Genomic DNA, 22,130 nt, shown 5'->3' with positions numbered 1-22,130 from the left:
TCCAAGGCTTCAGCCTTGGCGGCGCAATGCAGGAGACAGGACCCAGTGACACCCGACGAGTTCATCGCCGCCTGGAAGGACAACCCGCTGACCGAACGGGCCGGCGCCCAACAGTGGTTCAGCGACCTGTGCGACCTGCTCGGTGTCCCCAAGCCCCGGGATGCCGACAACTACTGCTTCGAGCGCGGCGCCAGGAAATCCGGCGGGGGCGAGGGCTGGGCGGATGTCTGGCGGCGGGGGTGTTTCGGCTGGGAAAACAAGAAGCCCGGCCGTGACCTGAACGGCGCGCTCAAGCAGCTCACGGACTATGCCCTGAATCTGGAGAGCCCGCCGCTGCTGGTCGTCGCCGACCGCGAGCGGATCATCATCCATACCGCCTTTACCGGCTACCCCGACGAACCCCGCGAAATCCGCATCCATGACCTGAGCGACCCCGCGCAGCGCGAGATTCTGCGCTGGGTCTTCACCGACCCCGAGAAACTCAAGCCCACCAAGTCGTGCCAAGCCATCACCAAGGAGGCCGCGACCAAGTTCGCCAACCTCGCCGAGACCATGCGCAAGCGGGGCGAGGATTGGCAGCGCGTGGCCCATTTCCTGGTACAGTGCCTGTTCTGTCTCTTCGCCGAGGATGAACGGCTGCTGCCGGGCGACCTCTTCGCCGATCTGCTGAAGAATGCACAAGGCGATCCGGGAAAGGCCGCCAAGCGCCTGGGTACGCTGTTCGCGGCGATGCAAAGCCCGCATGGTGAATATGGCGACCATGACATCGCCTGGTTCAACGGCGGGCTCTTCAATACCATCGACATCCCCCCGCTGTCGCCGGCCGACTTGGTTGAATTGCACTCCGCCGCGCGCGACATGGACTGGTGCGCGATCGACCCCACCATCTTCGGGACCCTGTTCGAGCGCGGGCTCGACCCGGCTGCCCGCGCACCCCTGGGCGCCCACTACACCGACGTCGACACGATCGGCAAGCTGATCGATCCGGTGGTGACCCAGCCCCTGCTGCTGGAGTGGGAAGCGGCTCAGGCCATCATCCAGGCGGGGCAAGGCAAAAAGGGGCCAACGCGTAAGGCCCGCGATGCCTATCAAGGATTTCTGCTGCGGCTCTATGAATTTCGGGTGTTGGACCCGGCCTGTGGGTCCGGGAACTTCCTCTACCTGGCCCTCAAGGCGCTCCGCGACCTGGAGAAGCGCGTCCAGGTGGAGGCCAGGGACCTTGGCATCCCGACCACGGATGAGTTTCTGCAGACCGGACCGCACAATATCCTGGGGCTGGAGATCAACGAGTTCGCCGCCGAACTGGCCCGCGTGACGGTGTGGATCGGCGATATTCAATGGTGCCGACGCAACGGCTACCAGTACAGCAAGGACCCCATCCTGAAGCCATTGGACGCGATCCAGCATCGGGATGCCTTGATCAACCCGGACGGCACCGAGGCCGAATGGCCGGTGGCCGATGTGATCGTGGGGAATCCGCCGTTTCTGGGTGACAAGAAGATGCTCGGCGGCTTGGGCGCGCAGTATGTGACACGGCTGCGCAAGCGCTACGATGGCCGAGTACCGGGCGGCGCCGACCTGGTGACCTATTGGTTCGAGAAGGCGCGGGCGCAGATTGCCGCGGGCAAGACGCGCTACGCCGGGCTGGTCGCCACCAACAGCATTCGCGGCGGGGCGAATCGCAAGGTCCTGGACCGCATCGTCGAGACCGGCGCCATCTTCAACGCCTGGTCGGATGAGCCTTGGATCAATGAGGGGGCGGCGGTGCGGGTGTCGCTGGTGGCCTTTGCTGCGACTGCCGCCGAGCGACCCATTGTACTTGACGGCAACCCCATCCCAGCCATCTACGCCGACCTATCAGGTTCAACCGCGGAGCACGAGAACGACCTAACTGGTGCGAGAGTGCTGTCCGCAAACCTGCGAGCGGCCATCCAGGGTCCGACAAAAGGTGGGGCCTTCGATATCCCTGGGGTAACGGCACGCGGCTGGCTCTTGCTACCAAACATTCACGGAAAGCCGACTTCCGACGTGCTCAAGCCGTGGGTCAACGGGCTCGATGTAACGCGCCGACACCTGGATAACTGGATCATCGATTTCGCCGACATGGACGAGGCGGATGCCAGCCTTTACGAGGCACCCTTTGAGCACGTCCGCGTTTGCGTATTTCCGGCACGACAAGGAGTCGCCCGCGAGCGTCGGAAACGTTACTGGTGGCAATTCAACGAACCAGCCCCCGGTTTACGCGCCGCCTTATCCCTCGTCAGTCGGTATATCGCCACGCCAGAAGTCTCGAAGCACCGCGTTTTCGTCTGGCTCAACGCTGCGACGATGCCTGACAAGAATCTCGTGGTCATCGTGCGTGAGGACGACGCAACGTTTGGCGTGCTGCACTCCCGGCCGCATAGAGTCTGGGCTCTCAAGATGGGTACAAGCCTAGAAAACCGTCCGCGCTACACCTCATCAAGCACATTCCGAACCTTCCCCTTCCCCGATGGCCTGACCCCGGCAGATACCAAGGGGCCGACCGAGGCCCTGGAGTCGGGCGCCGTCCTGCCGACCGTGGCGGCCGACCGGCGCGCGGTCGCCGCCAGGATTGCCGAAGCCGCTTACAGCCTGAACGAGCGTCGCGAAAGCTGGTTGAATCCAAAGGAGTGGATCGAGCGGGTCCCCGAGGTGGTCCCCGGCTATCCGGATCGGATCGTCCCCGCGCCAGGGCATGAGGCCGAGCTGAAGACGCGGACCCTCACCAACCTCTACAACAAACCGCCGGCCTGGCTCAACTACGCACACCAGACCCTTGATGCAGCAGTGGCAGCGGCCTACGGATGGACGGACTACACCGCGCAACTGCCCGACGAGGAGATTCTTCGCCGGTTGCTGGCGCTGAACCTCCAACGGCCCATGCCGGCGGAGGCCAGGAAGGCCATCCGGCCCAAGGCGGACTGACCCCGCAAACCTCAGGTCGGGACCCGGTGGGAGGGGCTTCAGCCGCGGCCTCGATCATCGTTGCGGCCGGCGCGTAAGGTCCGCACAGCGGACCCTACGGGTTGGCGCCGCCGTAGGGTCCGCTGTGCGGACCAGCGGCCTCGTCGTGACTGACGTGGCCGGAACGATGATCAAGGCCTCAGCCCAAGCTGCGGTGGCCTGCTGGCGCCGCAAGCCGCTTCCACACACGCCTTTCATGGTCCGGGGCGGCTGGTCTTGCTGCCATGGCCGTTAGCCGGTCCCGCGCCCGCTTGCGGGCCTGGCCGCGGCGACTACCGGCGCCGCTCGGAGCTTGTGCAGTGGCGCCGGGATGATATAGTCAAATCACTTAAAGACGTTGGCGCTGGGCCGACGGAGGAACCCAGATGAACCTGCAAGAAATTGAACGCGCGGCGCTCTATCTCCCGGAGCAGGAGCGGGCGACGCTCGCCCAAAGGCTACTGCTGAGTCTGGATCTTCCCTCAGAAGCCGAGGTCGAGGACGATTGGCTGGCGGAAGCCAGACGCAGGGCGGTGGAACTCGATGAAGGGATTGTGCAGCCGGTGTCGGCCGCCGAAGTCAGACGCAAGGCGATGGCGCTACTGCGATGACCTACTGCTTCCACCCGGCCGCGGAAGCAGAATATCTTGAGTGCATCGCCTGGTATGAGTCAAAGCGGCCGGGGCTCGGTTTCACGTACCTGGCCGAGTTCGAGCGCGTCATGGCGGTCGTGTGCGAATCGCCGCGCAGATATTCCGTTGAAAAAGGCCCGGACGTCCGACGTATCGGTATGAAGCGATTTCCCTATAACGTGTTGTACCGCGAGACCGCGGGAGCGGTTCAGGTGTTGGCCGTGTCGCATCATCGGCGGCGTCCCCAGTATTGGTTGGGAAGGCTTTGAAGCCTTGCAATGCGTTGGTTGGCGGCCCCGCCGCGCAGGCCGCGGGCGGTCGCTTCGCCTGCCGCCTCTGGTGGACCCTCTCCGGCGCCGCCCTGCTGGCCCTGGGCGCCTGGCTCGTTCTCACCGTCCTGGTGGCCGGCACGCCCGCGCCGAACCTGGCGGTGCCGACCTCCACGGTGGTCCTGGACCGCGAGGACCGCCTGCTGCGCCCCTTCACCGTGGACGGCGGGCGCTGGCGCCTGCCGCTCGATCCGGCGGCGGTGGACCCGCGCTTCGTCGCGCTCCTGCTGGCGATGGAGGACCGGCGTTTCTATGCCCACCCCGGGGTCGATCCGCTGGCCCTGGTGCGGGCGGCGGCCCAACTGGTGCGGCGCGGGCACATCGTCTCGGGCGGGTCCACCCTGACCATGCAGCTCGCCCGGCTCTTGGACGGGGGCGCGACGCGTTCACCGGGCGGGAAGGTCCGGCAGGCCCTGGGCGCCCTGGCGCTGGAGCGGGTGGCGGACAAGGGGCAGATCCTGAATGCCTATCTGACGGTCGCCCCCTACGGCGGCAACCTGGAGGGGCTGCGCGCCGGGTCCCTCGCCTGGCTCGGCAAGGAGCCCGGGCGCCTGAGCGACGCCGAGGCGGCCCTCCTGGTCGCGCTGCCGCAGGCCCCGGAGGCGCGGCGGCCCGACCGTCATCCGGCCGCGGCGCGGCGCGCGCGCGACCGGGTGCTGGGGCGCGCCCTGGCACTGGGTCTGATCGATGCGCCGGCCGCCGCCGCCGCCCTCCGGGAGCCGGTCCCTGCCCGCCGGCGCCCCTTTCCCATGCTCGCCCCCCACCTGGGCGTGCGGCTGGCGCATGAGTTTCCCGGGCGTGCCGTCCACCGGGTGACCCTGGACGCCGGCCTGCAAGGCCGCCTGGAGACCCTGGCGACGGAGCGGGCGGCGGCCATCGACCCGCGGGTCTCGGTCGCCGTGCTGGCGGCCGACCACGGCAGCGGCGAGGTGCTGGCGGCGGTCGGGTCCGCCGGGCTCTTCGATGGGGACCGGGCCGGCCATGTGGATATGACCCGTGCCCTGCGCTCCCCGGGCTCCACGCTCAAGCCGCTGATCTACGGGCTCGCCTTCGAGTCGGGTATCGCCCACCCGGAGAGTCTCATCGAGGACCGGCCGACCGCCTTCGCGGGCTATGTGCCGGGCAACTTCGATCGCTCTTTCCAGGGGACCGTGACGGTGCGCCGGGCGCTCGCCCTGTCGCTCAATGTCCCGGCGGTGCAACTCCTGGACGCGGTGGGGCCGGCGCGCCTGCTCGCGCGGATGCGCCGCGCCGGTGCGACGGCGGTGCTGGCGCCGGGCGCGCCGCCGGGGCTCGCGATCGGGCTGGGGGGGCTGGGCCTGAGCCTGTTCGATCTGGTGCGGATCTACGGGGCCATCGCCCGCGGCGGGGAGGCGCTGGACCTGCACGAGACCCGGGACGGACCCGCCGCCGCCCCCGGGCCTCGGGTGCTGGACGCCCGCGCCGCCTGGTATCTCAGCTCGATCCTGTCCGCGGTCCCGGCCCCCGGTGACGCCGCGCCCCAGGGCATCAGCTACAAGACCGGGACCTCCTACGGCTACCGCGACGCCTGGGCCATTGGCTACGACGGTCGCCATGTCGTCGGGGTCTGGGTGGGCCGCCCGGACGGTGCCCCGGTCCCTGGCCTCAAGGGGGTCGAGGCGGCGGTCCCCATCCTGCTCGACTGCTTTGCGCGCCTGGGTCCCCGGGTGCCGCTGCCGGGCGCCCCCCCGGGGGTGTTGACGGCCGCCACCAATGCCCTGCCGGCGACGCTGCGCCAGGCGCGGGTGCGCGATGCCGGGGTGGGCGCCGCCCCCGCCGGACCCGAGATCGCCTTCCCGCCCGACGGGGCCCGGCTGGACCTGGGCCCGGATCAGGCCGACGGCACCCCCGCCACCCTGGCGCTCAAGGTCCGCAACGGCTATCCGCCCTTTACCTGGTTCGCCGACGGGCGGCCGATCGGGCAGGAGCCCTTTGCCCGCACCACCCAGTGGCGGCCGGCTGGCCCCGGTTACGCCGCCATTTCGGTCGTCGATGGGCGCGGCCGTGCGAGCCGCGTGCGGGTCTATGTACGGTAGGGTCCGCTGCGCGGACCGAGCCGCACGCGGACCCGCCCCCCGGTACTCAAGACCGCACACGCCGCGCGGCCAGCACCCCAAGCCCCCCCAGCAACAGGGCCGGCACGCCCGGCACCGGGGCCCCGGAAACGGCGGCGAAGCTGTCGCCGATGCGGATCTCGTCGATGGTCCAATTGCCGGCGTTGTTGATCGCGATGAAATCCGTTGTGCCGATGTCGAGGTCCCGCTTGGTGGCGTTCGCCGTCGCGGGTTCAGGCAGGCCGGGGAGCGGATTGACGAAGAGGTCGAAGTGGTCGTTGCCCGGACGGAAACTGGCCTTGAGCACCAGGAAGACCGTCTCCCCGGGGCTCGCCGCCACCCCTGACGGGGAGATGATATCGATCGGTCCCTCCAGGCCGTAGCGGGGGTCGCTGCCCGCGTTGATCCCGGACTTGCCGACGAACAGGTCGCCGATATTCAACCCGCCATAGTCGCTGAGCGGCTGCCCCGCCTCCGGGCGCAGCAGAAAGCTCAGATAAAGGGTGCTGTTGTCGATGCCCACCGGGGCGGCCAACAATCGGGTATACCAGGCGACCGAGCTGCTCGGGGGCAGGGAGGTCGCGGCCCCGGGTGCCGTCGGCAGCCCGGCATAGGTCAGGCCGGGAGCGGTCACCTGGACCTCCAGCCCGCCGTCCTGCCAGCTACGGCCCCAGCCGGAGCCGCCGTCCTGACCCCAGATCGAGGAGCCGATCGCATAGTCGTTGAAGCCGTCATAGCTGACTACCGCCCTGGCCGACGGGAGGCCGACGACGGTCAGGGCCAGGGCCAGGGCGGTGCGGCGGAACGCGGTCGGGGTCATGGGCGTGCTCCCAGGGGCCAGGTTCAAGTCAGGCAAGCATATTTCGACTCCCGTCGGTGGGGCAAGGAGCAGCCGACCGGACGGTGGTCGGAGCAGGTCTTGTCCGGTCCATGCGAGAAACGCGGGTCCGGCTGCCGCGGCGCGCCCAGGCCCCTGTCAGCCGGTCGCGGCCGGCACTGGGTTCCGTCCAACTCCGCCACGTTGAAGTCGTCGGCTCGATCGTCGATGATGGCCTTGCGCCGCGTACGGTCTCGCGTGCGCCGGGCGGCACCCGGGGTGCCGGGCCATTGGCTGACGGGGAAGATCATCCGGCGGCCGACCCCACGCCTACCTGTGGTGTTTACGTTCGGACCATTAGTAACAAGCTAAACACAAACCCAATCGTTGTCGTTGTCGTTGTCGTAATCGGATCGGCGATGCAATTTGGGGTGCGAGAGAATCCGGGGCACTACGATTAACCTCGATTACGACAACGACAACGACAACGACGCTAAGAGCAGTCTTTAACGGACTCGCTTAATTTATTAGTGAACCGTTCTTTATGATTTCTTCAGGCGGTGCGATCTATGCCCCTCTTTGCTTCTCCCGGCTGCGGCGGCGGGACCCTCCATGAGGCCCCGGCGACCCGCCGGGTGCGCCCGCCCGCTGCCGGGGCCGGGCGCGACGGGACCATGATCCCGCCGCGTCTCGCGGCCCTGGGTCGGGTGGTGGCCATCGGTGGGGGGACCGGGCTGGGGCGGACCCTGCGCGCCTTGAGCTTCCTCGGTGAGCGGCTCGTGGGGGTCGTCGCCACCACGGACAACGGGGGCTCGACCGGTTGGATCCGGGAGCAGGCCGGGGGGATCGCCTGGGGGGATATCCGCAACTGTCTCAATCAGGTGGTGGCCCAGCCGACCCTGGGCAGCCTGCTCCTGGAGTATCGCTTCGTCGATGCGGGGGCGCTCTCCGGGCACAGCCTGGGCAATCTGATGATGCTGGCCCTGGACCAGCTCTCCCCGCGTCCGCTCCACGCCATCGACCTGGTGCGCGAACTCCTGGGGGTCGAGCTGCGCCTGATACCCATGTGCGAGTCCGCGTCGCACCTGGCCGCGCGCTACGCGGACGGTCGGCCGGTGCGCGGGGAGATGCACCTGGATGCCATGACCGAGGTCCCGCCGGCCATCTGGCTGGACCCTCAGGTGGCGGCGACCCCGGAGGCCGTCCAGGCGGTGGTGGACGCGGACCTGATCCTGTTTGGTCCGGGCAGTTTCATGACCAGTATCCTGCCGGCCCTGTTGTTGCCCGATTTCCGGGCCGCGGTGGCCGCCTCCCGGGCCCCGCGGGTGCTGATCGCCAACCTGCATCCGGAGCGCGGTCCGGTGGGCCTGCTGGAGGCGGCGGCCCTGTTGCGCTGGACCCGGGAGGTGCTGGGCGTGGCGGTCTTCGATCGGGTGCTGTGGCCCGCCTCCCGGCCCTGTCCGGAACTGGAGGGGGTGAAGGTGGTGGTTGCGCAGGTGGCGGCGGGGGACTGCCTGTTTCACGAACCGGCACTGCTCACCCAGGCGCTGGAGCGGTGCCTTGCGGATGAGCCTGAGAGGATTGGTCCGCAAATGAACGCAAATGAACGCAAATAAAGACGAGCATTTGATCCCCAAGTGGACGTGATGCTGAGGGCAAAGGGGCTGATGTTACCCCACCAGTCCCGCGACCCCACCCCGTGGCCAACGATAACCGGTAATTCAGGAAGGCAAAATCAAGGCCGGAGCGAGGGTGCGCACGGCGCACCCTCGGGTCGTGGCGCGCCCAATGGTCCGAGCATTTCCATCGTGCGGCACTAGTTGTCGCGCAGCAGGGCCATGCAGGCGGCGGGGGCGATGGGCTCGGCCCGGGGCTCACCCTTCTTTCTGGTGGTGCCCTTCGCCTGCGGCTTGAACCACCAGGCCAGGTCGGCCCCGCAGCCTTCACCCGCCGGAATCGCCGCCTGGGGCTCGCATTGGGGGCTGCCGGCCGGGCAGCGGATGCGCACATGGAAGTGCGCGTCGTGGCCCCACCAGGGGCGCAGCTTACGCAGCCAGGCGCGGTCGCCCTGCGCCTCGTTACACACCGCCCGCTTGATCCCGGGGTTGACGAAGATTCGGTCGACCGCCGGGTTGCGGGCTGCCGTCTCCAGCAGGAAGCGCTGGGGCTCGCCCCAGGCGCCGCTGCTGGCCAGAGTCCCGGGCTGGACCATGCTCGGCGGGTCCGGCCGGTCGTCCATCAACTGCCGCGCCGCCTGCGCCGTCGGCGCCAGGGTGAACCAGACATCCACGTCCAACCCGTTCTGATGGCTGTGGTGGGATGAGGGCATCTGACCACCGCGCGGCTGGCTCAGATCCCCGATCATCACCAGGCCGAAATTGCGCCGCGCCGCCGTCCGCCCCAGGTCCTGGACCAGGCGCAGCAGGTCCGGGTGGCCGAAAAAGCGGTGCCGGGCGCGGCGTACGCTCACAAAGCCCGGGCCGCTCTCCGGCAGCGCGCCCGCCCCGCCCACGCAGCCGTTGGCAGGGGTCCCGATGACCTCGGACGGGCCCCGGCTGGGGGTCGCGATTGCCGCCCAGGCGCTTGCGGCCGGGGCCGACCCGGACCAGCACCAGAGGGCGCACAGCGCGGGCAGGACCGCCAGGCGGGTGCGGACGGGGCAGGGCAGGGCGCGGCTTGGGGGCATGGTCAGGCATCCGGTGGCGAAAGGGCGTGGCGGCGGATTATGCTCGAAATCGGCTCAGGTCGCGTCGCGACTCCGCTGCACGGCGCGCCGGAGGTAACTCCGCGGAGCAGGCCAGCCCGAGCTTGCGCTCGTGGATTAAGACCATAGACGGGCGAAGCCGGGTACTTGTGGACTGGGTCGCCTGCCGCGGCGGTGAATTCTCGGTCTGTCTGCTGCTCAAGTTCAAATACTGTCCGGAACTGCGCAGTGGAGGATTTGACGTGGGCGAGGCAGCCGAAACCTTGCGGACGGGGCAAATGCCCGTCCGGCAGGACGCGCCGCGTCGCTATGCGCGACCAGCAGCATCGCGGAGGCTTGCGAAGTGCGCGACGGGGTACCAAATAACCAGACTCTCCCGGTGTCCAGAGGTCCGAGCTTTCCATGATTGAGCTACTCGAACGTCCGGCCGTGCGACGGCAGGTCGCCCCGCTGTCGGTCAGTGGGTATCACGCGCTACTGGACCTGGGGCTGGTGGCGGTCAAGACTGAATTGTTGAATGGGGTGATTGTCGAGAAGATGACGAAATCGCCGCTGCACACCTTCCTTGCCCATCGCCTCTACGACCGGCTTGCTGCGGGGCTACCGGCGGGCTATCAGTTGCGCAAGGAGGACCCGTTGACGCTGGCGGCCTCGGAACCGGAGCCCGATATCGCCATCGTGTTCGGGGACATCGAGCGCTTTCGTACCCATCACCCCACGACCGCGGAGTTGGTGGTGGAGGTCGCCGTGACCAGCGTCGGGGTCGATCGGGCCAAGGCCGGGATCTATGCCATGGCCGGCGTGTCGGTCTATTGGCTGGTGCTCGCTGAAGAAGGGGCGGTCGAGGTCTATTCGGGGCCTGGACCCCAGGGCTATCGGCACCGGGAGACGCGGGGGCGGGGGGATACGCTGGAAACCTGGTATGGCACCCTGATCCATCTCGATGAGGTGTTTGCCTGAGGGCCAATTGGCCCGGTGCACCGCACGGCCCCCGTCGGCTGGCCGATATCCCTGGCACAACCGTTGGTCGGATCGCCTGAGCAGTCACCGCCGCGCCGTTGTCTCAAGAGTCCGGACCCCGCGGGCCGCCCTGGCCCGACCGTTCCGTGCCCCCACCCATCCCTCCTTTTCTTACTGGAACTTCCATGACCCTGCACGGCATCCTCGACGTCTCGTTCTGGCAGGCGGTAGTGATTACGCTCGCCATGACCCATCTGACCATCGCCGCGGTGACCATCTTTCTGCACCGTGCCCAAGCCCACCGCGCCCTGGACCTGCACCCGGCGGTCGCCCATGTGTTCCGCTTCTGGCTGTGGCTGACCACCGGCATGGTTACCAAGGAGTGGGTGGCGGTCCACCGGCTACACCATGCCAAGTGCGAGACGGCGCTGGACCCGCACAGCCCGCAGGTCCTGGGGCTGCGCCGGGTGCTGACCCAGGGCGCGGAGGTCTACGCGGCGGCGGCGGCCGACTCGCGGACGCTGGAGCGCTATGGCCACGCGACCCCAGACGACTGGCTGGAGCGCCGCCTCTACACCCCCTGGCGCTGGCAGGGGCTGGCCCTGATGCTCGGCTTGGATCTCTTGCTGTTCGGGCTCTACGGTCCGGTGATCTGGGCCGTGCAGATGCTCTGGGTGCCGGTCACGGCGGCCGGCATCATCAATGGCGTCGGTCACTATTGGGGCTACCGCAACTTCGAGACCGCGGATGCCTCCACCAACATAGTCCCCTGGGGCCTGATCATCGGCGGTGAGGAGTTGCACAACAACCACCACGCCTTCCCGAGTTCCGCGCGGCTGTCCTCCCAGTGGTGGGAGTTCGACCTGAGTTGGCTCTATATCCGAGCCTTGAGTGCGCTCGGGCTCGCCCGCATCAAGCGCGTCGCGCCCCGGTTGACCATCATCCGGGGCAAGACCCTGGTCGACATGGACACCCTCAGCGCCGTGGTGACGAGCCATCTGCACGTCTTCGCGCGCTATACCAAAGAGGTCCTGGCCCCGGTGTCGCGGGCCGAACTGTGCCGCGACGCCGGGCACTGTCGCCGCCTGATCCGGCAGAGCCGCCGCCTGCTTGAGCGTGAGGGCAACCGGCTCGATGCCGCCGCCCGCGTGAACCTGGAGCGACTGCTGGCGCAGAACCAGACGCTCGCTACCGTCTACCAGTTCCGCGAACGCCTCCAGGCGATCTGGGGGCGCGGCGCGGCCAGCCAGGAGGTCCTGCTCGGCAACCTGCAGGACTGGTGCCGTCAGGCGGAGGCCACCGGCATCCAGGCCTTGGAGCGGTTTGCACGGAACCTCAAGGGGTTTTCCCTGACGCCGATGGGGACGGTGTGAGGGCGAGCGCCTGCCGATAGCCGCGGATGGCCTCCGAGGTCGAGGGCCGGTCGAGAAATCCGCAGAGCAGGTCCAGGTTGAGGCCCGGCAGGACCTCGCTGGCGGTGACCGGCACGTAGCGTTCGCCGCGCAGGCAATAGGGCTGGACCCGGCCCTTGCGCCAGTACCAGACCTCGGCGACGCCGAGCTTGCGATAGATGTCGAGCTTGTCGATCCGCCCCGAGGTCCAGACGACCTCGATGGCCAGGTGCGGCCGCTCGGCTGGTCCGTCGCCAAAGGTCCAGCACTCGTCCGGCTCGGCGGCCCGCGAGCAATCCTGGGCCTTGAGGGTCCAGGAGCCATAGGTGTTGAAGGTGATGTCGCGTTCCAGACAATAGGTCTCCACCAGGCATCCGAGCAGCGACTTGATGGCCTCGTGGGTCTGGGATGGGCTCATGATCTCGACCTCTCCATCCAGATAACTGATACGCGGGGCGCAGCAGTCGCCGCGCATGGTCAGCAGGCGCTCATAGTCCTCCCAACTGAGGTCGTGGAGGTTGACGATCTGGTCGTCGACCGGCCGGTCGTCGCGCGTCTGGTACTGGGCGTTGGTGTACATGGCTTGGTCCTCCGGGAACCGTCTGGGAACCGTTGCTCAGTCTAGCGGGGTTTTAAGTTCCGTTCCGATCGGAATCGCCGGTCCGCACAGCGGACCCTACAGGGGCCGGGCGGGCAGCAGGCGGGCGACGATCGTGCGCAGGGTCGCGATCAGGGCCTCGCGGCCGGGGGCTTCAAAGACCGCCACCAGTTCGGCGACCGGCCGCAATTGGGCGGCGGCGGCGGCCAGCAGGGCGGCGGCGGGGCCGTCGAGTTGGCCGCTGTTCAGGGCCGCTGCGAGGCGGCGGCGGGTCAGGGCGGCGAGGGCGGGCAGCGCCGCCTCCAGGGTGCGGTGGCCGGCGGCGAAGGAGCGCAGTTCCAGGTCATCGGCAGAGTTCCCGTCAGGGTCCGCGGCGGCGCTTTTGTCGACCCTGCCCAGGGCCGCGATCAGGGCCGCGGTAACCGTCGGGTCGAGGCGCCGCAGCGGTCCGGGCAGCAGGACCGGGAGTCGCCCGGCCAGCCGGGACCGGGCGGCGGTGCGCCAGAGTGAGCCCGCGCGGCTGGCGGTGCGCAGCACGACCAGGGCGTGTTCGCCGCTGGCGGCGTTGCGGCTGGTGCCGATCTGCACCGGCCGGTAGCCGCAGCGCGTCCAGAACCCGATCAGCTCGGGTGTGGCACCGAAGCTCGACCCCAGCAGGTCGATCCCCTCGCCCCTGGCCTCCCGCAACAGGCCGTGCAGCAGTCGCCGCCCCAGCCCGCGGCGGCGCAGCGCCGGGTGTACGGCGATGCGGATCACCCGCAGCCAGCCCAGGCGGGGGGCGTCCGGGAGGCCGCCGTGGGCGGACAGGGTGAAGGGGAGCAGGTGGCCGCGCGGGCGGCGGCGCCCGTCGTAGACGGCGCGCAGCAGCTCGGGGTCCGTGAGACCCCCCTCGGTCACGGCGATCAGCGTCGCGGCGACCTGCCCGCCCAGGCGCAGGACCAGGACCCGCACCCCGGGTGCGTCGAGCAGCAGGCGCAGATCGAGCGGCCGGGTCTGGTAGTGCGCCAGGACCAGGAGACCGAAGACCTGCCCCAGGGTGTGGTCGTCGGCCGCCAGGGCGGCGCGGTCCAGGCGTTCGACCGGGGCCTGCGCGTCCCCCAGCAAGTCCGCGGCCGTCGCCGGGGCGGCGTCCAGCAACAGGGCGCGGAACATCAGGGCCTCCAGGGGGTCGTGCGGGGACCAGCGGATGGGGGCCTCCAGGGTCAGGCCGCGCCAGTGGGGGGTGCGCCGGTCCAGGGTCGCCCGGAAGCGCAGGTCGAAGCCGCGGCCGGTGCCCTCGTAGCCGTGGACCGTGGTGGCGAAGACCACCCGCGGGTAGTGTTCCAGGAGCCGGGCCAGCAGGGGGGCGGGGATGCCAGCGGCCTCGTCCACCAGCAGCAGGTCGGCGCCGATCGGGTTCTCGCAGAGCGCGTCGGGCGCCAGGAACTGGATTGCCCGCTCACCCGCGCGCAGCCCGCTGCCGTCGGGCCGCGCCCCCGGCCAGGCCAGGGCGGCGTGCGCGAAGAGTGCCGCGGCGGCGGCGCGGCGCGGCGCCGTGACCAGGACCAGGCGGGGGCCGGGGACCGCGGTGTCTGCGCCGCGGAGCAAGCGGGCGGCGGCGATCCCCAGGGCCGCGCTCTTGCCGCGCCCGCGATGCGCGGTCAGCACCAGGGGCCGGTGGGGGCGACCGCGGGCGTGACGCAGGATGGCCGCGACGGCGTCTGCCTGGTCCGGGGTGGCGGGTTGGCTGGCGTCGCGGGTGTCGGCGTGGCCGAAGCCGACGGCGGGGGCGTCGGGCGGGGTCGGCACTAGGGGGTCAGGCCCATGGTCGCTCGCCCCTTGCGCAAGGATCCTCACCCCGGGCTGGTCGCGCAGGACCCGCACCAGCCGTGCGATATAGCGGCCGGTCACGGCCTCCAGGCCCAGGGGCCAGGGGGCGATGCGCGCGGCCTGGGGATCGGGGAGGCCCGCCCAGTCGTCCAGCGGCGGGCAGAGCAGGATCAGGAGTCCGCCGCCGCGCAGGGTCCCGGTGGCGGCGCCGAACCCGTCCGGGTCGAAGCCGGACCAGGCGTCGTAGATGAGCAGGTCGCACTCCCCGCCCAGCAGGCGGGTGGCGGCGTCGAGGGGGCGGGCGGCGGGGTGCAGCGGGCGGTCGCTGAGCCAGAGCGCGGGGCCGTCCGCGCAAGCGGCGGCGGCGGACCGGGCGGCAGCGGCGCTCCAATGTGGATCGCCGCTCAGGACCAGGGTGAGGCGGTGACCCAGGGCCCCGGCCCTCGCCCGCAGATGGCGGGCCAGGGCCGGGACCCGGTGGTCGCAGTCCAACCGGTATGGCTAGGCGACGTCCTTGGGGATGCGGATCTTCTGCCCCGGGAAGATGAGGTCCGGGTCCTTGATGACCTCCCGGTTGGCCTCGAAGATGCGCGGGTAGGCGCTGGCGTTGCCGTAGACACGCTTGGCGATGGCCGAGAGGTTGTCGCCCGCCTGGATGATGTAGAAGTCGACCTCGACGGTCTGGGGCGGGGCGGTGAGCTGGTCGGCCTTGACCTCAGACACGCCATGGACGTTGCCGGCCATCAGGACCGCCTTCTCCATCGCCTCGGGGCTGGCGGCGGTGCCGGAGAGCGACACCACGCCCTTGTCGTAGGTGACATTGAGATCCTTGATGCCCGGATTGTCTTTCTCGATCTCGGCCTTGATCTTCTCACTCGCCTCGGCCTCGCTGCCGAAGACTTTCTTGCCGGTGCCCTTCAGAAAATCGAACAGACCCATGGTGATCTCCGCTGCTGGTGGTTTTCGGAAGCGATGCTCAGTCCAGTTTGCGGATGGTGCAACTAAAGTGCACCCCATGTCCAGAACCGTTTTTCCCCGAATTTGAGCCGCCCTGCCGATCTCGATCGCAGCGATTCGCCGCCGCCCCCGAGCCGCGGTGGCCCCCCTGCATCGGGAGCGATCGCGCCTTGCCCGTTCCCCGCGTGGACAGTCGGGCGCCGGACCTTTAGAATCCCCGCGGATTCGGTGCCGCTTTGTCCGAATCATCAGTGCCCGCGCCCGCTGTTGTCCCGGTGGTCTATCGCGGCCCCCGCAGTGCCGGCCACGCCGCCTCCCGATTCGGAGAAATCCTTGAAAAAGCCAGCAGTTCTGGTCCTGGAAGACGGTTGCGTCTTTCGGGGAACCTCGATCGGCGCCGACGGTTCGAGCGTCGGCGAGGTGGTCTTCAACACCGCCATGAGTGGGTATCAGGAGATCCTGACGGACCCGTCGTACCTGCGCCAACTGGTCACCCTCACCTATCCGCACATCGGCAACACGGGCGTGAACCCGGAGGACGAGGAGTCGTCGGGGGTCCAGGCCGCCGGTCTGATCATTCGTGACCTGCCGCTGCTGCCCAGCAACTTCCGGATGCGCGAGCGGCTGGACGACTATCTGCTGCGCCAGGGGGTGCCGGGCATCGCCGGGATCGACACCCGGCGGCTGACCCGCCTGCTGCGCGAGAAGGGCGCCCAGAACGGCTGCCTGATGGCGGGGGAGGGGGTGGATGAGACCGCCGCCCTGACCGCGGCGCGCGCCTTCCCGGGGCTCAAGGGCATGGACCTGGCCCAGCACGCCGGCACCAGCGAGCCCTATGGCTGGACCCAGGGGGTATGGAGTCTGGCGCACGGCCATCGGGACCTGGAGGCCGAGCCTCCCTACCACGTCATCGCCTATGACTACGGCATCAAACGCAACATCCTGCGGATGCTGGTGAGCCGCGGTTGCCGGGTGACCGTGGTGCCGCCCCGGACCCCGGCGGCGGCAGTGCTGTCCCAAGCCCCGGACGGGGTTTTCCTGTCCAACGGACCCGGTGACCCGCAGCCCTGCGACTATGCCATCACCGCCATCCGTGAGTTGCTTGAGAGCGGCATCCCGCTGTTCGGCATCTGCCTCGGGCACCAGTTGTTGGGGCTCGCGAGCGGGGCGCGGACCGTCAAGATGAAGTTCGGTCATCACGGGGCCAACCATCCGGTGCAGGATCTCAAGACCGGGCGGGTCATGATCTCCAGCCAGAACCACGGCTTTGCGGTGGACGAGGCGAGCCTGCCCGACTGTCTGGAGGCGACCCACCGCTCGCTCTTCGACGGCTCCCTGCAAGGCATTGCACGCCGCGACTGCCCGGCCTTCAGCTTCCAGGGCCACCCGGAGGCCAGCCCGGGGCCGCACGACGTGGCACCGGTGTTCGACCACTTCATCGCTCTTATGAACGAAAGAGGAAGATGAAGATGAAGAAGCCGCAAATGAACGCAAATGGACGCAAATAATGATGAGTTGCCCGTCGGCGCTGAGCCTATCTCCAGGCGGGTGATCGGTTGTGCGTTCGAGGTCAGCAATAACCTGGGAGCGGGGTTTCTGGAGTCGGTCTATGAGAACGCGCTGTGCATGGAGCTTGCTGCCCAGGGAATAGACTTTCAACGCCAGGTCGTCCTCGATGTCCGTTACAAGGGGCTGGTCGTTGGCTCTTTCGCTGCTGATCTCGTCGTTGCGCGTAGCCTTTTGGTTGAGCTGAAGGCCGTGCGCTGTTTCGTCCCCGAGCATGAGGCTCAGGTGATAAATTACCTGCGTGCTACCGGACTGCACGTCGCGCTGCTTCTGAATTTCGGGTCACCACGGCTGCAAGTCCGCCGTCTGGTTTTCGAGCACGATGACCGCCGACTGATCTAATTCATTTGCGTCTTTTTGCGTTCATTTGCGGCAATATTCTTAAACCATGCCAAAACGTACCGACATCCACAGCATCCTGATCATCGGCGCCGGGCCGATCGTCATCGGCCAGGCCTGCGAGTTCGATTACTCCGGCGCCCAGGCCTGCAAGGCGCTGCGCGAGGAGGGCTTTCGGGTCATCCTGGTGAACAGCAATCCGGCCACCATCATGACCGACCCGGAGATGGCTGACGCCACCTATATCGAGCCGGTCACCTGGCGCGCGGTGGCCGCCATCATCGAGAAGGAGCGCCCCGACGCGCTGCTGCCCACCATGGGCGGACAGACGGCGCTCAACTGCGCGCTCGACCTGGTGCGCCGGGGCGTGCTGGAGCGCTTCGGGGTGGAACTGATCGGCGCCTCGCGCGAGGCCATCGACAAGGCCGAGGACCGCGACCTGTTCCGCAAGGCGATGCGCAAGATCGGGCTCGACATGCCCCGCTCGGCCATCGCCCACAGCCTGGAGGAGGCGATCCAGGTCCAGGCCTCCATCGGCTACCCGTCCATCATCCGGCCCTCCTTCACCATGGGCGGGAGTGGCGGCGGTATCGCCTACAACGAGGAGGAGTTTGAGGAGATCTGCCGTCGCGGACTGGACCTGTCGCCGACCCACGAGTTGCTGATCGAGGAGTCGGCTCTGGGTTGGAAGGAATACGAGATGGAGGTGGTCCGTGACCATGCGGACAATTGCATCATCGTCTGCTCCATCGAGAACTTCGACCCGATGGGGGTGCATACCGGGGACTCCATCACGGTCGCCCCGGCCCAGACCCTGACCGACAAGGAGTACCAGATCATGCGCGACGCATCGCTCAAGGTGCTGCGCGAGATCGGGGTGGATACGGGCGGCTCCAACGTCCAGTTCGCCATCAATCCGGACGACGGGCGCATGATCATCATCGAGATGAATCCGCGCGTGTCGCGCTCCTCGGCCCTGGCCTCCAAGGCGACCGGGTTTCCGATCGCCAAGGTCGCGGCCAAGCTGGCGGTGGGCTATACGCTCGATGAACTGCGCAATGACATCACCGGTGGGGCGACGCCGGCCTCGTTCGAGCCCTCGATCGACTATGTGGTCACCAAGATCCCGCGCTTCGCGTTCGAGAAGTTCCCCCAGGCCAATCCGCGCCTCACCACCCAGATGAAGTCGGTGGGAGAGGTGATGGCCATCGGCCGCACCTTCCAGGAATCGCTGCAAAAGGCCCTGCGTGGGCTGGAGACGGACCGCTACGGGCTCGACGAGGTGGTCGACCTCAAGCACCCGGAGGCCCGCAATACGATCAAGCACGAGTTGCGTCAGGCCGGGTCCGAGCGCATCTTCTATCTGGCGGACGCCTTCCGCGCCGGGATGGACAGCCGCGAGATCTATTCACTGTGTCAGATCGACCCCTGGTTCCTGGCCCAGATCCATGATCTGGTCGAGACCGAAGCCCAGGTCCGCCAGGCCGGTCTGGCAGCACTGGACGCGCAGCGACTCTATGCACTGAAGCGCCAGGGCTTCTCCGACCGCCGCCTGGCGCGCCTGACCGCCGCCACCGAGCAGGAGATTCGGGAGCTGCGCCATTCACTCGGGGTGCGCCCGGTCTATAAGCGAGTCGACACCTGCGCCGCCGAGTTCGCCTCCAGCACCGCCTATCTCTATTCCACCTATGAGGAGGAGTGCGAGGCGCAGCCCACCGATCGGCAGAAGATCATGGTCCTGGGCGGCGGTCCGAATCGCATCGGTCAGGGGATCGAGTTCGACTATTGCTGCGTCCATGCCGCCCTGGCACTGCGGGAGGACGGCTATGAGACCATCATGGTCAACTGCAACCCGGAGACCGTCTCCACCGATTACGATACCTCCGACCGGCTCTATTTCGAGCCGCTGACCCTGGAGGACGTGCTGGAGATCGTGGACAAGGAGAAGCCGCTCGGTGTCATCGTCCAGTATGGCGGCCAGACCCCGCTCAAGCTCGCCCGGGCCCTGGAGGCCAACGGGGTGCCTATCATCGGTACCACCCCGGACGCCATCGATCGGGCCGAGGACCGCGAACGCTTCCAGCAGTTGATCCACCAACTGGGGCTGATGCAGCCGCCCAACGCCACCGCCCGCAGCGAGGCGGAGGCGGTGGCCAAGGCCGCCGCCATCGGTTATCCGTTGGTGGTGCGCCCGTCTTATGTCCTGGGCGGGCGGGCCATGGAGATCGTCTTCGACGAGACCGAATTGGCCCGCTATATGAAGTACGCGGTGCGCGTCTCCAATGAATCACCGGTGCTCCTGGACCGCTTCCTGGAAGACGCCATCGAGGTCGATGTCGATGCCATCTGCGACGGCAAGGATGTGCTGATCGGCGGCATCATGGAGCATATCGAGCAGGCCGGGGTGCATTCGGGTGATTCCGCCTGCTCGCTGCCGCCCTATACCCTGTCGCAGTCCACCCAGGACCGGATGCGCGTGCAGATGGCCCAGATGGCCCACGGGCTCAACGTGGTGGGGCTGATGAACGCCCAGTTCGCCATCAAGGGTGACGACATCTATATCCTGGAGGTGAATCCGCGCGCCTCGCGTACCGTGCCCTTCGTCTCCAAGGCCATCGGCTTGGCCCTGGCCAAGGTGGCGGCCCGCTGTATGGTCGGCAAATCACTCGCGGCGCAAGGCTGTACGCGGGAGGTCCGGCCCAAACACTATTTCGTCAAGGAGGCCGTTTTCCCCTTCATCAAATTCCCCGGGGTGGATACGGTGCTGGGGCCGGAGATGAAGTCCACCGGCGAGGTGATGGGGGTCGGCGAGTCCTTCGGCGAAGCCTACGCCAAGGCCCAGGAAGGGGCCGGCACCCTGTTGCCGGCCAAGGGCAAGGCGATGCTCAGCGTGCGCACCGCGGACCGGCCGCGCCTGATCCGGGTCGCACGCGACCTGCTGGCCCTGGGCTTCAGCCTCTATGCCACCCGCGGCACGGCCATCTCGGTGCACGAGGCCGGGCTGCCCTGCGTGATCGTCAACAAGGTCATGGAGGGTCGGCCCCATGTGGTCGACATGATCAAGAACCGCGAGGTCAGCTTCATCGTCAATACCACCGAGGGCGCCCAGGCGATTGCCGACTCCTCCGCCATCCGCCGCGCCGCACTCCAGCACAAGGTCAGTTACACCACCACCATCGCCGGGGCCGAGGCCACCTGCCTGGCGCTGAAGCAACTCGACATCCTGAGTGTCAATCGGCTCCAAGACCTTCACTGAGGACTCCACGAATGAGCAAGGTACCTCTCACCGCCCGCGGCGCCGAGAAACTGCGTGAGGAACTGGAGCGCCTCAAGCGCATCGAGCGCCCGCGGGTCATCGAGGCGATCGCCGAGGCGCGCGCCCACGGCGACCTCAAGGAGAACGCCGAATACCACGCCGCCCGCGAGCAGCAGAGTTTCATCGAGGGCCGCATCAAGGACCTGGACGGCAAGCTCTCCAATGCCCAGATCATCGACGTCACCAAGCTCCCGCCTACCGGGCGCGTCGTCTTCGGCGCGACCGTCCTGGTCCTGGAGGTCGAAAAGGACGAGGAGCGCAGCTTCCAGATCGTCGGCGACGACGAGGCGGATCTCAAGCAGGGCATGATCTCCATCAGTTCCCCCATCGCCCGTGCCCTGATCGGCAAGAGCGAGGGCGATGTCGGCGTGGTCGACGCCCCCGGGGGCAAGCGGGAGTTGGAGATCCTGGATGTCAAGTACATCTGAGCAGGAGCAGATGGTACCTTGTCGTTGTCGTTGTCGTTGTCGTTGTCGTAATCGAATAATCCGACCACGATTACGACAACGACAACGACGCCCGGCCCGTGAGAACGGCTTCTCGTTCCCACGCTCCAGCGTGGGAATGCCGAGCGGGCGCTCCGCGTCCGGTCTTGGTACTGGACGCGGAGCGCCCGCACTTGCTCCCACGCGGGAGCGTGGGAGCCAGAAGGGCTTAACTTAACGGCATTGGCGGTGCTCAACGCCGCCGACTGCCCGCGGCTGCTGCTGATCGACGACATCGACCAGTCCTTGCACCCGCGGGCGCAGGCAGACCTGATCCAACGGCTGCGGCAGGCGCTGGACCGGCACCCTGAGTTGCAGATCGTCGCCACCAGCCACTCGCCCTACCTGATCGATGAACTGCGCGATGACGAGGTCTGGGTGCTGAACACCCGTGACGACGGCACCGCGGTCGCCGCCTGCCTCGCCGATCACCCGGATGGAGCCCGGTTTCGCGGCACGCTGCGCACCGGCGAGTTCCTGAGCGCAGTCGGCGAGGACTGGGTACTCGGCCAGGAGAGGGGCGATGCGTCTGCTGCCACGGTTCGATCAGTCGCCGACGCCTGGGTGCGCGGCCTTGGGGAAGGTGCGGCAATGACTCGCTGCGGTGGATACCGGCGCGATCACACGGACCTCAGATCAAGGCCCGACCATCAGTAAAAGGCAACACGCGCGAGACACAGGTCGGCCGTCATCTCCCGGCCGATCGCGACCAGCCCCAGGCGCCGCAGGACGGCCAGGTCCAGCGGGCAGTCGATCCGGTAGGGCTCAAAGGTCCCGAAGGGCAGCCGCACCGTCTCCCAGCGCGGCTGCGCCCGGAACGAGGCGCGATACGACTGCCAGACGATCCGGGTGTCGACCGTGCGCAGGTGCAGGTTATAGGTCTCGTCATTGCCCCGGACCACCAATTCGATCCCGCTCCAGCCCCGGGCATCCACCAGGCCGGCCGTTCCGAGGTCCAGACCCGCCTGGATGAAACCGCCGTTGTGCGCCAGGCTGACCTGACCGGTCAGGTGCAGGCAGGGCCGGGCATCGACGACCTCAGCGGCCAGCCCGCCCCGCGAGACGCCGCCCATGACGGTGTCGGCGATGAACTGCCAGCGGGTGCCCAGGCTGGCATTCAGGTCACCGCTGGCGCGGTCGTCGATGAGCGGGGAGGGTGCGGTGGGCATGGGTCAGACCTGATACGGA

The 22,130-nt window shown here is 68.1% G+C and carries 18 protein-coding genes; 12 read left to right on the top strand and 6 right to left on the bottom strand.

Annotated elements, in window-relative coordinates; genetic code table 11:
* Positions 1-45: 45 nt before the first annotated feature.
* The 4 genes from THSYN_RS22500 (at position 46) to pbpC (ending at position 5,982) form a co-directional block, all read left to right on the top strand.
* Positions 46-2,946: a class I SAM-dependent DNA methyltransferase gene (locus THSYN_RS22500; protein ID WP_100921104.1), complete on the top strand. Its 2,901-nt coding sequence runs from the start codon at positions 46-48 to the stop codon at positions 2,944-2,946.
* 404 nt (positions 2,947-3,350) lie between these two features.
* Positions 3,351-3,575 (top strand): addiction module protein, encoded by a 225-nt coding sequence (locus tag THSYN_RS22495; RefSeq protein WP_100921103.1) that lies wholly within the window; start codon positions 3,351-3,353, stop codon positions 3,573-3,575.
* Positions 3,572-3,865, top strand: a complete 294-nt coding sequence (locus THSYN_RS22490; protein ID WP_100921102.1) for a type II toxin-antitoxin system RelE/ParE family toxin — start codon at positions 3,572-3,574, stop codon at positions 3,863-3,865. The genes THSYN_RS22495 and THSYN_RS22490 overlap by 4 nt, the downstream gene beginning before the upstream one ends.
* Positions 3,862-5,982: a penicillin-binding protein 1C gene (gene pbpC, locus THSYN_RS22485; protein ID WP_335582470.1), complete on the top strand. Its 2,121-nt coding sequence runs from the start codon at positions 3,862-3,864 to the stop codon at positions 5,980-5,982. The genes THSYN_RS22490 and pbpC overlap by 4 nt, the downstream gene beginning before the upstream one ends.
* A gap of 46 nt (positions 5,983-6,028) precedes the next feature.
* Here pbpC and THSYN_RS22480 read toward each other — a convergent pair whose 3' ends face one another.
* Entirely contained in the window at positions 6,029-6,820 is a 792-nt protein-coding gene (locus tag THSYN_RS22480) for a hypothetical protein (protein WP_100921100.1), read from the bottom strand.
* Between the two features lie 566 nt (positions 6,821-7,386).
* Between THSYN_RS22480 and yvcK the strand changes: the two genes are divergently transcribed.
* On the top strand, positions 7,387-8,433 hold the full coding sequence (yvcK, locus tag THSYN_RS22470; protein WP_236848654.1) for a uridine diphosphate-N-acetylglucosamine-binding protein YvcK: 1,047 nt from the start codon (positions 7,387-7,389) through the stop codon (positions 8,431-8,433).
* A 200-nt stretch (positions 8,434-8,633) separates the two neighbouring features.
* Here the strand turns inward: yvcK and mepA are convergent, their stop codons facing one another.
* Positions 8,634-9,503 (bottom strand): penicillin-insensitive murein endopeptidase, encoded by an 870-nt coding sequence (mepA, locus tag THSYN_RS22465; protein WP_100921098.1) that lies wholly within the window; start codon positions 9,501-9,503, stop codon positions 8,634-8,636.
* Positions 9,504-9,923: 420 nt separating this feature from the next.
* Between mepA and THSYN_RS22460 the strand changes: the two genes are divergently transcribed.
* Entirely contained in the window at positions 9,924-10,481 is a 558-nt protein-coding gene (locus THSYN_RS22460; RefSeq protein WP_100921097.1) for a Uma2 family endonuclease, read from the top strand.
* Positions 10,482-10,666: 185 nt separating this feature from the next.
* Positions 10,667-11,854 (top strand): DesA family fatty acid desaturase, encoded by a 1,188-nt coding sequence (locus THSYN_RS22455; RefSeq protein ID WP_100921096.1) that lies wholly within the window; start codon positions 10,667-10,669, stop codon positions 11,852-11,854.
* On the opposite strand, the gene THSYN_RS22450 is transcribed toward THSYN_RS22455, so the two are convergent.
* From THSYN_RS22450 to lysM, 3 genes are all read right to left on the bottom strand, one after another.
* On the bottom strand, positions 11,817-12,452 hold the full coding sequence (locus tag THSYN_RS22450; protein WP_100921095.1) for a Uma2 family endonuclease: 636 nt from the start codon (positions 12,450-12,452) through the stop codon (positions 11,817-11,819). The two genes, THSYN_RS22455 and THSYN_RS22450, sit on opposite strands and share 38 nt — an antisense overlap.
* A gap of 96 nt (positions 12,453-12,548) precedes the next feature.
* Positions 12,549-14,771 (bottom strand): tRNA(Met) cytidine acetyltransferase TmcA, encoded by a 2,223-nt coding sequence (locus THSYN_RS22445; protein WP_100921094.1) that lies wholly within the window; start codon positions 14,769-14,771, stop codon positions 12,549-12,551.
* 9 nt (positions 14,772-14,780) lie between these two features.
* Positions 14,781-15,218, bottom strand: coding sequence for a peptidoglycan-binding protein LysM (lysM, locus tag THSYN_RS22440; protein ID WP_100921093.1), 438 nt, complete (start codon positions 15,216-15,218; stop codon positions 14,781-14,783).
* A gap of 351 nt (positions 15,219-15,569) precedes the next feature.
* On the opposite strand from lysM, the gene carA reads away from it, so the two are divergent.
* The 5 genes from carA to THSYN_RS22415 all read left to right on the top strand — a co-directional run bounded on the left by carA (position 15,570) and on the right by THSYN_RS22415 (position 21,599).
* Positions 15,570-16,703: a glutamine-hydrolyzing carbamoyl-phosphate synthase small subunit gene (carA, locus tag THSYN_RS22435; protein ID WP_100921092.1), complete on the top strand. Its 1,134-nt coding sequence runs from the start codon at positions 15,570-15,572 to the stop codon at positions 16,701-16,703.
* A gap of 27 nt (positions 16,704-16,730) precedes the next feature.
* Positions 16,731-17,144: a GxxExxY protein gene (locus tag THSYN_RS22430; RefSeq protein ID WP_100921091.1), complete on the top strand. Its 414-nt coding sequence runs from the start codon at positions 16,731-16,733 to the stop codon at positions 17,142-17,144.
* A gap of 46 nt (positions 17,145-17,190) precedes the next feature.
* Positions 17,191-20,397, top strand: a complete 3,207-nt coding sequence (carB, locus tag THSYN_RS22425) for a carbamoyl-phosphate synthase large subunit (protein ID WP_100921090.1) — start codon at positions 17,191-17,193, stop codon at positions 20,395-20,397.
* Between the two features lie 11 nt (positions 20,398-20,408).
* Positions 20,409-20,885: a transcription elongation factor GreA gene (gene greA, locus THSYN_RS22420; protein WP_100921089.1), complete on the top strand. Its 477-nt coding sequence runs from the start codon at positions 20,409-20,411 to the stop codon at positions 20,883-20,885.
* Between the two features lie 246 nt (positions 20,886-21,131).
* A complete protein-coding gene (locus THSYN_RS22415) occupies positions 21,132-21,599 on the top strand; it encodes an AAA family ATPase (protein WP_157817861.1) in 468 nt (155 codons plus the stop codon).
* Here THSYN_RS22415 and THSYN_RS22410 read toward each other — a convergent pair.
* Positions 21,593-22,111 (bottom strand): CIA30 family protein, encoded by a 519-nt coding sequence (locus THSYN_RS22410; protein ID WP_100921087.1) that lies wholly within the window; start codon positions 22,109-22,111, stop codon positions 21,593-21,595. The genes THSYN_RS22415 and THSYN_RS22410 overlap by 7 nt on opposite strands.
* Between the last annotated feature and the right edge of the window lie 19 nt (positions 22,112-22,130).

This window comes from Candidatus Thiodictyon syntrophicum (assembly GCF_002813775.1).
GTDB classification, from domain to species: Bacteria; Pseudomonadota; Gammaproteobacteria; order Chromatiales; family Chromatiaceae; genus Thiodictyon; species Thiodictyon syntrophicum.
This window is presented reverse-complemented; position numbering and strand designations above follow the sequence as displayed.